This is a genomic window from Micromonospora rifamycinica (genome assembly GCF_900090265.1).
Classification (GTDB): Bacteria; Actinomycetota; Actinomycetes; order Mycobacteriales; family Micromonosporaceae; genus Micromonospora; species Micromonospora rifamycinica.
Genome location: NZ_LT607752.1, coordinates 1,997,137 through 2,011,413, shown reverse-complemented (window position 1 = coordinate 2,011,413; position 14,277 = coordinate 1,997,137). Strand labels below are relative to the sequence as shown.

Sequence of the window (14,277 nt, the reverse complement as noted above, 5' to 3'; positions counted from 1 at the left end):
TGGTGATGAGGTCGACGACCTCCGCCGGCTCGTCGTAGCCGGGCCGGTGGAAACAGTCGGCCAGGGCCAGCCGCTATCCCGGCCTGAGCACGCGCGCCGCTTCGGACAGCGCCCGCCGCTTGTCCGGCATGTGCAGCAGCGACTCGAAGAACCACGCACCGTCGAACGACGCGTCGTCGAACGGCAGGTCCATCGCGTCGGCGAGCTGGAAACGCACCCGGTCGGCCAGCCCGGCCCGCTGCGCCCGGGCGGTGGCCTCCGCGACCTGACCGGCGCTGACCGTGATGCCGACGACCTCGACGTCGTACGAGCGGGCCAGGGTGAGCGCCGGACCACCCACCCCACACCCCAGATCGAGGATGCGCTGACCAGGCTCGGGCGTCAGCCGCTCGACCAGCCGCCCGGTGAGCCGCTCGGACGCGGCGATCAGATCGACCTGGTCGTCGTCGTCCGACCAGTAGCCGAAGTGCAGGTTCGCCGGCATCTGCTCACCGACGAACCCGTCGTACATCTCCGCGACCCGGGTGGTGTTGTCATCTGCTGTCGATGTCATCTACGGCCTCCACTGTTCACTGGCGATCGGGTCTGCCGGCACGGGAGCTGCCTGGGTGCCCGGGGCCGGAGGCGGTCGGTCCCGCCGCGGTCGGCCCACCGGCGGTCAGCGTCCGCGTGCCGGGAACAGGTCGGTGGCGGTGACCCGGATCGTGCCGGGCGCGTCCCGGGGGGTCGGCACGAGATGCAGGTGCTGGGTGTCCGCCTCGTCCGGACGGTCACACACCGTCGTGCAGGCACAGGGATCGGTGGTGAAACCGGCGAACCGGTAGGCGATCTCCATCATCCGGTTACGCTCCGTCGGCCGGAAGTCGGCCACCAGGTGGACGCCGGCCGCGAAGGCCCGGTCGACGAGCCAGTTCAGGATCACCGCCCCCGCTCCGAACTGCACCACCCGACACGATGTGGCCAGGAGCTTCACCTGCCAGACGCCCTCCTTGCGCGCCACCAGCACGACGCCGACCGCCCCGTGCGGACCGAACCGGTCGGCCAGGGTGGTCACCAGGACCTCGTGGCCCGCGTCGGCGAGCAGCCGCCGTAGCGCCGCATCGGAGTAGTGCACCCCGGTCGCGTTCATCTGGCTGGTCCGCCGGGTCAGCTCCTCGACCCGGGCGAGGTCCCGGTCGGTCGCCCGGTCGATCCGCATCCGGAGCTCCAACGAGCGGAGGAACTCCTGATCCGGCCCCGTGAAGTCGCGTCGCACGGCGGTGCGTCGGGCGTTGGCCTGGTACATCCGGCGTCGCTGCCGGGCGTCCTCGGTGACCACCAGCGGAGTGAACTCCGGCCGGTGCGGCAGTCCGGGCACCTCGTCGTGGGTGTAGCAGCGCACGTCGGGCAGGTGGAACGCGACCTCGGCGCGTTCGGTGGGCTGGTCGTCGACGAAGGCGACGGCCGAGTACGCGAACCGCAGACCGTCGGCGATCCGGCGCACCGACTCGGACTTGGGCCCCCACCCGATCTCCGGCAGGAGGAAGTACTCCGCGACACCCCACCGCTCCAGTTGCCGCCACGCGGGGGCGTGGTCGTTCTTGCTGGCGACCGACTGCAGGATGCCCCGCGCGTCCAGGGTGGTGACCACCTCACGCACCTCGTCCGGCAGCCGGAGGTCGTCGCCCTCCAGCAGGGTGCCCCGCCAGAGCGTGTTGTCCAGGTCCCAGACGAGACACTTCACCGGTTGGTCAGGCATCGCCCCTCCCCGCCGTGGCCAGCACGTGGTCAGCGAGGACGAGCTGACAGATCTCGGTGGTGCCCTCGATGATCTCCATCAGCTTGGCGTCACGGTAGGCCCGGGCCACCGGGCTCCCGTCGTGGGCGGCCCGGGAGGCCAGCAACTGCACGGCCGTCGCCGCGCCGCGTGCCGCGTTCTGCGAACTGACCTGCTTCGCCAGCACCACGGCGGCGACCAGCCCGGGCTCACCGGCGTCCCAGCACCTGCTGGCGTGTTCGCAGGCACGCGTGGCCACCTGTTCGGCGACCAGGAGTTCGGCGAGGTGCCGGGACACGAGCTGGTGGCGGGCCAACTCGGTGCCGAACTGGGACCGGGAACGGACGTGGGTGGCCGACACCCGTAGACACTCGCGCAGGATGCCCACACAACCCCAGGCGACGGACATCCGCCCGTAGAGCAGCATCGCGGTCACCAGCATCGACAGGTCGTGCCCACCGCCGCCGAGGATCGCGGAGACGGGGAGACGGACGGCGTCGAGACGTACGTCGGCGTGCCCGGCCGCGCGGCAGCCCGACGGATGCGGAACCCGGGTGAGTCGTACCCCCGGGCTGTCGCGGGGGACGACCGCGACGGCCGCTCCCGACCCGGACCGGCCGACGACGAGGATGAGGTCGGCGTAGCCGGCTGCCGTGGTCCACACCTTCTCCCCGGTGACCACGGCCTCGTCACCGGCGACCTCGATGCGGGTGGTCATGGCGCTCAGGTCACTACCGGCGTCGACCTCGCTGAACGCCACCGCCGCGAGCCGCCCCCCGGTGAGCCGGGGCAGATAGCGCCGCCGCTGCTCCGGATCCCCGAACCGGCTGATGCTCCAGGCCGCCATGCCCTGTGAGGTCTGCACGCTGCGCACCGAGCTGCACAGACCGCCGGTGTGCGCGGTCAGCTCACCGTTGTCCGCGCTGCTCAGACCGAGCCCGCCGAACTCCACCGGCACCTGGGCGCACAGCGCGCCCCGCCGGCCCAACTCCCGCAGCACCGCGACGGGAAGCTCGCCGGCGAGGTCCCACCCACCGGCGCGGTCGCCGATGAGCGTGCTGGTCAGGTCGCGGGCGGCGGTGTGGCGTTCACCGGCCACGGTCGTCACGCAGCCGCCGTACCAGGGTCGCCATCGACCGCACCGAGCGGAAGTTGTCCAGCCGCAGGTCCGCGCCCAGAACGGCGATCTGGAAGGTCTGCTCCAGGTGGACCACCAGCTCCATCGCGAACATCGAGTTGACCAGGCCACTGTCGAACAGATCCTGGTCGGCCTCGACGGTGGTCTTGAGCTGGGCGGCCAGGTACGACCGCAACATCTCTTCGGTGTCGAGAATCTCCGCGCTGTGCTCCGCCGTCACGACAGTGCCTCCGTGTAGTCGTAGAAGCCGCGGCCCGACTTGCGGCCGAGCTGGCCGTCGCGCACCTTCGTCGTCAACTGGTCGCAGGGCCGGTACCGCTGCTCGCCCGTGCGTTCGTAGAGGGCCGCCAGGGAATCCACCAGGTTGTCCAGGCCGATGAGGTCGGCAGTGCGCAGCGGTCCGGTCCGATGCCCGAGGCAGCCCTGCATGAGGGCGTCGACCTCGGTGGCCGTGGCGATGCCGTCACCCACGAGGCGGGCCGCGTCGTTGAGCATCGGGTGCAGCAGCCGGCTGGTGACGAAGCCCGGCGAGTCACGCACCTGCACAGCGCGCCGGCGCAGGCCCGCGAGCAGGGCCATCAGCGCGGCCATGGTCGCGTCGCCCGTACGCGGTCCCCGGATCACCTCGACCAGGTCGATCAGGTACGCGGGATTCATGAAGTGGGTGCCGACCAGCTGGTGCGGCCGGGGCAGGGCCTCGGCCAACTCGTCGATCGGGATGCCCGAGGTGTTGGTGACGAGGGGAACCTCCGCGCTGACGACCCCGGCCACCTCGACCAGGATCGCGGTCTTGGTGGTGAGGTGTTCGCTGACCGCCTCGATCACGGCCGAGACGCCACCCAGCTCCCGTACGGAGGTGGCCGTCACCAGCCGGCCGGACCGCCCGTCGGGCGGTGCCGCGTTCATCAGCCGGGCGTGGCGTAGCTGGAGGGGGATCGTCTGCGCGGCCCGGTCGAGCGCCGCCGGGTCGTTGTCGACCAGGACCACCGGTCGTCCGCTGCCGAGCACGGTCGTGGCGATGCCCGTTCCCATCACCCCGGCGCCCACCACGGCGACCGGCCGCTGCTCGGACTCGACTCCCATGCGTGTGCCCCCGACCCTCGACGATCCTCGCCCCGAGCGGACTCCTGGTGGCGCGCGGCCCGACGTGGGCCTGCTGCTGACGTGGCGGACTCCTGCTGCTGACGTGGCGGATTCCCGGGAACCGGCTGACCGGTGTCCGGTCCCACCGCGAGCGAGGCTAGCACCTGGCACATTTACCGACATAGGTCAGATGACTCATCCGTCCATTCAGGGCAGGGTGCGAAAACGCGCGGCGGGACATTGCCGGTAAATATCGGAAATGGATTCCGTCGGGTGTCCCGCAGATCATTGCCCTCTGCGCAGCCGGTTTGACCAGGGGATGGTTGAACGGATGCCGGCGTCGCACCCTGTGGTCTCCGTCACGCGAGTCAGATTACGGAAGATCCGCGTGGCCCGATGCGGGTACATAGATCAGGCGTTCTCTGACAATTGAGGAGCTTCGATCTTGGTGAGCGACGACGAACTGCTGGACTACCTCAAACGAGTTACCGCTGAGCTGGACAGGACCACCCATCGGCTCCGCGCGGAGGAGGAACGCCAGCGGGAGCCGATCGCCATCATCGGGATGAGTTGCCGCTTCCCCGGGGACGTGGCCTCACCCGAGGACCTCTGGCGGCTGCTCACCGCCGGCACGGACGCGATCACCGGCTTCCCCGACGACCGCGGCTGGCCACCGCCGTCCACCGACACCACCGGACCCCCGTCCGTACGCAGCGGCGGATTCCTGACCGGCGCAGCCGACTTCGACGCCGGCTTCTTCGGCATCGCCCCCCGCGAAGCCCTGGCGATGGACCCGCAACAGCGACTGCTGCTGGAAACCACCTGGGAGGTCCTCGAACGGGCCGGTGTCGACCCCCGGACCCTGCGCGGCAGCCGCACCGGCGTCTTCGTCGGCATGGGCAACACCGACTACGCCTTCACCGCCGTCCCACCCCCGGCCGGGCTCCAGGGACACCTGCTCACCGGCGTGTCCGGCAGCGTCGGCTCCGGCCGGCTCTCCTACACCTTCGGCCTACGCGGACCCTCCATCACGGTCGACACCGCCTGCTCGTCCTCACTGGTCGCGTTGCACCTGGCCGCCCACTCCCTGCGCGGTGGCGAGTGCGACCTCGCCCTGACCGCAGGCGCTGCCGTCATGGCCACACCGGCCAGCTTCGTCGCCTTCGCGCAACACGGCGGACTCGCCCCGGACGGCCGGTGCAGGTCCTACGCGGACGCCGCCGACGGCACCGGCTGGGGCGAAGGGGTCGGCGTGCTGCTGGTGGAACGACTGTCCGACGCGCACCGACACGGCCACCCCGTCCTGGCCGTGCTGCGCGGGTCATCCGTCAACTCCGACGGCGCCTCCAACGGCCTGACCGCACCCAACGGCGCGGCGCAGCAGCAGGTGATCGAGGCCGCGCTGACCGCCGCCGGGCTGACCCCCGGCGACGTGGACGCGGTCGAGGGACACGGCTCCGGCACCCGGCTCGGCGACACGATCGAGACACAGGCACTGCTCGCCACCTACGGCCGGGACCGAGCGGCCGGAGAACCACTCTGGCTCGGCTCCGTCAAATCCAACCTGGGGCACGCCCAGGCCGCCGCCGGCATGGCCGGAGTGATCAAAATGGTGCTGGCACTGCACCACGGCGTGCTCCCCGCGACCCTGCACGCCCAGCAGCCCAGCACCCGCGTCGACTGGTCCACCGGCGCCGTACGCCTGACCACCCGGCAACGGCCCTGGCCGACGGTCGACCGCCCCCGCCGCGCCGCCGTGTCGTCCTTCGGCATGAGCGGCACCAACGCCCACGTCATCCTCGAACAGGCCCCCGTCCCCGTCCCCGCCCCCGCACCCATCCCCGGACCGGCCGTGATCCTGCCGTGGGTGCTGTCCGCCCGCACACCCGAGGCGTTGCGCGCCCAGGCCCGACGCCTGCGCGCCCACGTCGACGAGCACGCCCTCGACGCCGCCGACGTCGGCTACTCACTGGCCGCGACCCGCGCCACCCTGGAACACACCGCCGTCGTGACCGGAACCGACCGCGCCACGCTCCTCGACGGCCTCGGAGCACTCGCCGAGGACCGGCCCGCCCCGACGACCGTCACCGGACGCCGCGCCGAGGCCGCCCGGCAACCGGTGCTGCTCTTTTCCGGGCAGGGCACCCACTGGGACGGCATGGCACGCGACCTGCTGGAAACCGAACCCGCCTTCGCCCGCGCCATGGCCGAATGCGCCGATGCCCTCTCCGCCTGGCTCGACTGGCCGGTGCTCGACGTCGTCCGCGGGCTGCCCGACGCGCCGACGCTGGACCGGGTGGACGTCGTCCAGCCGGTGCTGTTCGCCACGATGGTGGCCCTGGCCGAACTGTGGGCGTCCTACGGCGTACGCCCCGCGGCGGTGGCCGGACACTCCCAGGGCGAGATCGCCGCCGCGTACGTGGCCGGCGGACTCTCCCTACCCGACGCCGCGAAGGTCGTCGCCCTGCGCAGCAGAGCCCTGCGACGGCTACGCGGCGCCGGCGCGATGCTCTCGGCCCTCGTGCCGGTGGCCGACGTCAGGGAACTGATCGAGCCGTGGCGGGGCCGGCTGTGGATCGCCGCCGTCAACGGACCGGCCGCCGTCACCGTCTCCGGCGACGACACCGCCCTCACCGACCTGGAACGCGAGCTGTCCCGTCGGGGCATGCTGCGCTGGCGCATCGAGGGTGTGGACTTCGCGGCACACTCCGGCCAGGTGGAGCAGATCCGCGACGAGATCGAGTCGACGCTGGCCGACCTCACCCCGCGGCCGTCCGACGTCCCCTTCTACTCCACCGTCACCGGTACCCACCTCGACACCCGCGGCCTCGACGCGACCTACTGGTACCGCAATCTCCGCGAGCCGGTGGCGCTCGACGTCGCGACCCGGGCGTTGCTCGACACCGGGCACAGCCTCTTCGTCGAGGTCAGCCCCCAACCCGTGCTCACCATGGGGGTCCAGGACCTGATCGACGAGTCGGGCACCGATGCCACGATCATCGGCACGCTGCGGCGCGGCCGCGGCGACCGACGCCAGTTCCTGTCGGCCGTCGCCGAAGCCCACGCACGCGGCGCCGACGTCGACTGGCGCGCGGCGTTCACCGGCGCGACCGTCGTCGACCTGCCGACCTACGCCTTCCAACGCGACCGCTACTGGCTCCCCGAGGCCGACGAGGCAGCCGACCGACGACCCGGCACACCGGTCGCCCCCACCAGCGTCGCGGACCAACGGTTCTGGGACGCCGCGCACCGCACCGACCCCGCCGACTTCGCCCGGCTGATCGGTGTACCGGACGACACCACCCTGCGGGCGGCGCTGCCGGCGATCGCCCGCTGGCGTCAACAGTCGACCGAGACCACCCTCGCCGACTCCTGGCGCTACCACGTCTCGTGGACACCGCTGCCCCCGCAGCCCCCGGCGGGCCTGCTGGGGACCTGGGTGGTGGTCCTGCCGGCGGTCCACGACCAGGACGACCGCCTGCACGCGGTACTCACCCGGCTCCAGGACAGCGGCGCCCACCTGCGGACGGTGACCCTGTCACCGCGGGACGCGAGCGGCGCGCGGGCGGCCGAACGGCTGCGCGACGGCGTGCGGGACGCCCCGGCGGTGGTCGGCGTGGTGTCGCTGCTGGCCCTGGCCCGGCAGGCCGACCCCGACCATCCCCAGGTGTCCGGCGGCGTCGCCCTGACCCTGGCCCTGGTCCAGGCGCTCACCCAGGTGACACTGGCGGCGAAACTGTGGTGCCTCACCTGGGGCGCGACCACGGCGACCACCCCCGCACCCGACCCCGAACAGGCCCAACTGTGGGGTCTCGGCCTGGCCGTGGCCCAGGAACACCCACGACTTCTGGCCGGCCTGGCCGACCTGCCCCCACTGCCCGAGGCCGCCGCCCTGGCCCAACTCCCCGCCGTGCTGTCCGGTCGCACCGGCGAGGACCAGGTCGCGGTGACCACCTCCCGGGTGCTGGCCCGCCGCCTGGTGAGGGCACCGGCTCCCGGCCCCGACGGCCACCGGTGGCAGCCGAGGGACACCGTCCTGGTGACCGGCGGCACCGGCGCACTGGGCTCCCGGATCGCCCGGTGGGCGGCCCGCAACGGTGCCCGGCACATCGTCCTGCTCAGCCGCCGGGGCGCCGCCGCACCGGCAGCCGACACCCTCGCCGGGGAACTGCGCGCCTGCGGCGCCACCGTCGCCTTCGAGGCGTGTGACACCGCCGACCGCACGGCGCTCGCCGACGCCCTCAATCGCGTCCCGCAGGAGTTCCCGCTGCGCGCGGTCGTCCACGCGGCCGGCGTCAGCGGCGGCTACACCCTCACCACCGACCTCACCACGGCGCAGTTCGCCGAGGTGGTCGCCGGCAAGGTGCACGGCGCGGAACACCTGGACGCCCTGCTGGGCGGCGCGGACCTGGACGCGTTCGTCCTGATGACGTCGCTGTCCGGGGTGCTCGGCGGCGCCGGACACGCCGCCTACAGCGCAGCCAACGCCCACCTCGACGCCCTGGCCTGCCGTCGTCGTGCCGGTGGCCGGACCGCGACGGCCATCGCGTGGGGCGGCTGGACCGAGACCGGGCTGACGGAGACGCCCGGCGAACTACGCGACCTGTTCGACCTCGTCGGAGTACGCGCCATGGCCCCGCAGCCGGCGATCACCGCACTGGGCAGAGCCGTCGCCGGCGGCGACACCACCGTGGTCGTGGCCGACCTGGACTGGTCCCTGTTCATCTCCGCCTACACCGCACTGCGCCCGAGCACGCTCGTCGAGCACTTCGTCGAGGCCGACGGCGACCGCGACGGCGGCACGGACCGGGCGGCCCGACTGCGGGAACACCTGGTGGCGCACGACCCGGCGGAACAGGAGAAGATCCTGGCCGCGTTGGTGCAGGAACGCGCCGCAGGGGTGTTGCGGCACGCGCAGGCGCAGGCCGTCGACGTCGACCGGCCCTTCCGGGAGTTGGGCTTCGACTCCCTGATGGCCGTGGAACTGCGCAACCGGCTCAACGCCGCCACCGGCCTGCGGCTGGCGACCACCGTGGTGTTCGACCACCCGACCCCCCAACTGCTGGCACGACAGTTGCGCGACGCGCTCCTGCCCGCGAACGACGCACCGCCGTCGCACGCCGTCTTCGCCGACCTGGACCGGCTCGAAGCCGGCCTGAACACCACCGCCTTCACCGCCGAGGCCCGGGCCCGGGTGACCGCCCGACTGGCCGAGCTGACCGCGAACTGGGCGGCGGGAACGGCGACGACCGCACCGCTGCCCGCCAGCGACGACGAGATGTTCGAGTACCTGCAGGAGAACTTCGGGATCTCGTGACCCGGCCGACCGCCCACCAGCCGAGGAGGGTCCGTGACCAACTCCGAGCGACTCCGCCACTTCCTCCGCGAGACCGTCACCCAACTGCAGCACACCCGCCAGCGGCTCGCCGAAGTCGAGGCCCGGCCCCTGGAACCGGTGGCGATCGTCGGCATGGCCTGCCGCTACCCCGGCGGCGTCGACTCCCCGGACGCGCTGTGGAACCTCGTCGCCGCCGGCACGGACGCCATCACCACCCTGCCCACCGACCGGGGATGGACCCCACTCGACGTCGGACCGAACCTGGGCGGATTCCTGCACGACGCGAGCGGATTCGACGCCGAGTTCTTCGGTATCTCACCGGGCGAGGCGCTCGCGATGGACCCGCAGCAGCGACTGCTGCTGGAGTCGGCATGGGAGGCTGTCGAGCGGGCCGGCATCGACCCGACCGCCCTGCGCGGCAGCCGCACCGACGTCATCGTCGGAGCCGCGTTCACCGGCTACGCGCCCAGCGCCACCGGTGCCGGTGGCGTCCGCGAGGGAGACGCGGTCACCGGTAGCTCGCTGTCCGTGCTGTCCGGCCGGATCGCCTACACCCTCGGACTGACCGGCGCGGCGATCACCGTGGACACGGCCTGCTCGTCCTCCCTGGTGGCGCTGCACCTCGGCGTCCGCTCACTGCGCGCACACGAATGCGACCTGGCCCTCGTCGGCGGGGTCACCGTGATGGGCACGACCGCCCCGCTGCGGGAATTCGCCCGCCAGGGCGGCCTCGCCGCCGACGGACGCTGCAAGGCGTTCGCCGACGACGCCGACGGCATCGGCTGGGGAGAAGGCGCGGGCCTGCTGCTGGTGGAACGCCTGTCCGACGCGAACCGGCTCGGTCACCCGGTGCTGGCCCTGGTACGCGGCAGCGCGACCAACCAGGACGGCGCGTCGAACGGCATCACCGCACCCAACGGCGCCGCCCAACGGGCGGTCATCGCCCAGGCACTGGCCAACGCCGGGCTCTCCCCGGCCGACGTGGACCTGGTCGAGGCACACGGCACCGGAACCGGACTCGGCGACCCGATCGAAGCCCGGGCGCTCCTGTCCACCTACGGCCAGCACCGACCAGCCGGCCGACCGCTCTACCTGGGCTCGGTGAAATCGAACATCGGCCACACCCAGGCCGCCGCCGGCGTCGCCGGTGTCATCAAGACGGTCCAGGCCATGCGACACGGCCGACTACCGGCGACCCTGCACGCGACACCACCCTCGTCCCACGTCGACTGGACGCAGGGCGCCGTCGAACTCCTCCACCGCCACCGGGACTGGCCCGACACCGGGCGGCCGCGCCGCGCCGCCGTGTCCTCCTTCGGCATCGGCGGCACCAACGCCCACGTCGTCCTCGAACAGGTGGCCGACCCGCACGTCGACACCGACGAACCGGCAGGCCACCACCCCTGGATCCTCACCGCCAGGAACACCGCCGCGCTGCGGGCACAGGCCGCGAAGCTGCACGCCCACCTGACCACCCACCCGCACCTGACCGACTCCGCCGTGGCCCACACGCTGGCCGCCAACCGGACCCTGTTCGACCACCGGGCCGTCGTCACCGGCCAGCACCGCGACGACCGGCTCACCGCCCTGCGGTCACTGGCCGGGGGAGGACCCGCCGCCGGCGTCCACGTCGGGCGGGCCGGCGTCGTCCGGACGGCCGTACTGTTCACCGGACAGGGCGCGCAAAGACCCGGGATGGGCCGGGACCTGTACGACCGGTTCCCCTCCTTCGCCCAGACGTTCGACGCGGTGTGCGGACAGTTCGACACCACCCTGCCGATCCCCCTGCGCGACGTGGTGTTCGCGGCCCCGGCGTCCCCGTACGCCGCCCACCTGGAGCAGAGCCGGTACGCCCAACCCGCGTTGTTCGCCGTCGAGGTCGCGCTGTACCGGCTGTACGAGTCGTTCGGCCACACCGCCGACTACGTACTCGGCCACTCCCTCGGCGAGATCACCGCAGCGCACGTGGCGGGAGTGCTCTCCCTGCCGGACGCGGCCGCCCTGGTGGCCGCCCGTGGCTCCCTCATGCAGCAACTACCACCCGGCGGAGCCATGAGCGCGGTCCGCGCCAGCGAGGTCGACGTCCTCGCCGCGCTGGGCACCCTCGACCGGGCCGTCGACATCGCCGCCGTCAACGCGCCGACGTCGGTGGTGGTGTCCGGCACCGACGCCGACGTGACCGCCGCCGAAACGCTCTTCACCGCGCGGGGGTGGCGGAGCACCCGGCTGACGGTCACCCACGGCTTCCACTCGGCCGCGATCGACCCCATCCTCGACCGGTACGCCGACGTGCTGGCCGGCATCTCGTTCGCAGCACCCACCATCGCCTTCGTCTCCACCACCACCGGCCGGATCACCTCCGGTGTCGAACTCGCCACCCCCCGGTACTGGCTCGACAACGCCCGCCGCACCGTCCGTTTCGCCGACGCGCTGCGATCACTGGACGCCGCCGACGTCACCGTCTACGTCGAGGTCGGCCCCGACGCGGTGTTGTCCACGCTGGCCCGTGAGTGCCTCCCGCAGTCGCCCGGCCGGGCGATCGTGCCGATCCAACGCCGCGACACCGGCCAGACCGCCGCGTTCGAACAGGCGATGGCGGACCTGTTCACCCACGGCGGGCCCGTCGCGGCCCTGGTCCCCCCGCACCCGGCAAGCGCCCGGACCGAGCTGCCCACCTACGCCTTCCAACGAACCCGTTACTGGCCCGACCCGGCCCCGGAGTCCACTCCGCAGGCCACGGCCGACGGGCACGACTGGCACTACGAGATCCGCTGGGAGCCGCTGACCGTCCCCCGACCGGCCCACGGCCCCGCCGGTACCTGGCTGATCGTCGCCGCCGCCGGGGAACTCGCCGACCGGCTGTCAGCCGCGTGCGGCACGGCCGGGATGACCGTGACCCGACTGACCGACGACGGCACGAGCCGACAGGCCCTGGCGGCCCGGCTGAGGGAGCTGCCCACCGAACCGGCCGGCATCCTGTGGCTACCCGACGGCGCGGACACCGCACTGACCGCACTGACCAGGTCGGTCACCCTGGCCCAGGCCCTCACGGAAGCCGGCACCACCGCACCCCTGTGGTACGTGACGGCAGGCGCGGCGTCCGTCGCCGGTGAACCCGTCGCCACCGTCGCCGGCGCGGCCGCCGCCGGCCTGGGCCGGGTGCTCGGGCTCGAACAACCGGACCGCTGGGGCGGCCTGATCGACCTTCCCGCCGCACCGTCGGACGCGGACCTCGCGGCGCTGCCCGGTGTGCTGGCGCTGGACCCCGGCGAGGACCAGATCGCGCTGCGTCCCGGCGGATGCCACGTCCGCCGGCTCACCCGGGCGACCGCCACGGCGGCCGCGACCCCGTGGCAGCCGAGCGGAACCGTGCTGGTCACCGGTGGCACCGGAGGCCTCGGCGGCCAGGTCGCCCGCTGGCTCGCCACCGCCGGTGCCGAACACCTGGTGCTCCTGTCCCGGCAGGGACCACGGGCACCCGGGGCCGCGGCGCTGCTCGACGACCTCGCCGCGACGGGCGTCGAGGCCACGGTGGTGGCGGCAGACGTGCGGGACCGGACCGCCATGGCCACCCTGCTGGCCGGGTTACGCGCCACCGGCCGACCACCGCGGGCCGTCGTGCACACCGCCGGAACCCCGCAACCGCCGGCGACGGTCACCGAGACCGGGGCGACCGACCTCGCCGGGGTGCTCGACGCCAAGGTCGGCGGCGCCGCGGTTCTCGATGCGCTGACCAGCGACGACGATCTCGACGCGTTCATCCTGTTCTCCTCCGCGGCGGGTATCTGGGGCAGCGGCTCCCAGGCCGGGTACAGCGCCGCCAACGCCGCCCTCGACGCCATCGCGCAGCGACGACGGGCACGGGGGCAGGCCGCCACCTCGATCGCGTGGGGAGCATGGGCAGGCCCGGGCATGGCCGAACTGGCCGGCGAGCACTACGCCGTGCGGGGCGTACGGTCGATGACGCCCGGCACCGCCCTCCAGGCGATGTCCCGCGCGGTCGCGACCACGAACCCGGTCCCGGTCGTCGCCGACATCGACTGGCCCCGCTTCGCCGCCACCTACACCGCGGCCCGCCCCCGACCCCTGATCACCGAGCTGGCACCACCACCGGAGACCACCGATCCGTCCACCCGATCCGACCTGCGCACCCGGCTGTCCGGCCGGTCCGGCGAGCAGCGGACCGACCTGCTCCTGCACCTCGTCCGCGCGGAGATCGCCGCCGAACTGGGCCACCCCTCACCGGACTCCGTCGCACCGCACCGCCCGCTGCGGGAGCTCGGCTTCGACTCGCTACGCGCCGTCGCGCTGCGCGACCGGCTGGCCAAGCTGGCCGACCTGCCGCTGCCCCCCGGCCTGATCTACGACCACGAGACCCCGCTGGCCCTGGCCGACCATCTGCTGGCGCTGCTGAGTGGCGACACCACGACCGCCACCCCCCTCGCCAGCGGCACCGACGGCGGCCTGCACGACATCTACCGACGGCTCGCGCTGCGCGGCGAGATGAACGCCATCGAATCCCTGTGCGTCGGCGCGGCCGCGCTGCGCGAGACGTTCGACTGCGCCGCCGACTTCGGCTCCGACGCGACCCTCGTCGACCTGGCACGTGGGCGACAGGGACCGACGGTGTTCGCCGTGCCGCCGTTCGCGCCGGTCGATGCCGCCATCCAGTTCGCCCGGCTGGCCGGCTACCTCCAGGGCCGCACGACCCTCTCGGTGCTGCCGGTGCCCGGCTTCCGGACCGGTGACCCCCTGGCCACCTCGGTCGAGGCGCTGGTCGGAGTGCTGACCCGCTACGTCGTCGGACGTCGCGGCGACGAGGCACCCGTCCTGCTCGGCTACTCGTCAGGAGGGTGGCTCGCCCACGCGGTGACCGCCGCCCTGGAGGAAGCAGGGACACCGCCCCTGGCCCTCATCCTGCTGGACACCTACCTGCCCGACGGCATGTCCCCGGCCCTACGG

5 protein-coding genes and 2 pseudogenes (1 of these 7 only partly in view) are annotated in these 14,277 nt (G+C 73.1%); 2 read left to right on the top strand and 5 right to left on the bottom strand.

Annotated features, from left to right (window positions below):
* Nucleotides 1-73: 73 nt before the first annotated feature.
* The 5 genes from GA0070623_RS08105 to GA0070623_RS08085 form a co-directional block, all read right to left on the bottom strand.
* On the bottom strand, nt 74-553 hold the full coding sequence (locus GA0070623_RS08105) for an SAM-dependent methyltransferase (RefSeq protein ID WP_084261460.1): 480 nt from the start codon (nt 551-553) through the stop codon (nt 74-76).
* Nucleotides 554-658: 105 nt separating this feature from the next.
* Entirely contained in the window at nt 659-1,738 is a 1,080-nt protein-coding gene (locus GA0070623_RS08100; protein WP_067312006.1) for an HAD-IIIC family phosphatase, read from the bottom strand.
* Nucleotides 1,731-2,864, bottom strand: a complete 1,134-nt coding sequence (locus GA0070623_RS08095; protein ID WP_231932716.1) for an acyl-CoA dehydrogenase family protein — start codon at nt 2,862-2,864, stop codon at nt 1,731-1,733. The genes GA0070623_RS08100 and GA0070623_RS08095 overlap by 8 nt, the downstream gene beginning before the upstream one ends.
* Entirely contained in the window at nt 2,845-3,114 is a 270-nt protein-coding gene (locus tag GA0070623_RS08090) for an acyl carrier protein (protein ID WP_067312009.1), read from the bottom strand. The genes GA0070623_RS08095 and GA0070623_RS08090 overlap by 20 nt, the downstream gene beginning before the upstream one ends.
* On the bottom strand, nt 3,111-3,977 hold the full coding sequence (locus GA0070623_RS08085) for a 3-hydroxyacyl-CoA dehydrogenase family protein (RefSeq protein WP_067312012.1): 867 nt from the start codon (nt 3,975-3,977) through the stop codon (nt 3,111-3,113). The genes GA0070623_RS08090 and GA0070623_RS08085 overlap by 4 nt, the downstream gene beginning before the upstream one ends.
* Before the next feature lie 463 nt (nt 3,978-4,440).
* Here GA0070623_RS08085 and GA0070623_RS08080 point away from each other — a divergent pair.
* Nucleotides 4,441-9,294, top strand: a pseudogene (locus GA0070623_RS08080) (type I polyketide synthase); the annotation flags it as partial.
* A 132-nt stretch (nt 9,295-9,426) separates the two neighbouring features.
* A pseudogene (locus tag GA0070623_RS08075) lies at nt 9,427-14,277 on the top strand (SDR family NAD(P)-dependent oxidoreductase) (its annotated part continues 351 nt past the right edge of the window); the annotation flags it as partial.

Bases quoted from the DNA above. Each gene is read 5' to 3' on its own strand.
- GA0070623_RS08105 (WP_084261460.1), bottom strand. From the start codon at position 553: ATGACATCGACAGCAGATGACAACACCACCCGGGTCGCGGAGATGTAC.
- GA0070623_RS08100 (WP_067312006.1), bottom strand. From the start codon at position 1,738: ATGCCTGACCAACCGGTGAAGTGTCTCGTCTGGGACCTGGACAACACG.
- GA0070623_RS08085 (WP_067312012.1), bottom strand. From the start codon at position 3,977: ATGGGAGTCGAGTCCGAGCAGCGGCCGGTCGCCGTGGTGGGCGCCGGG.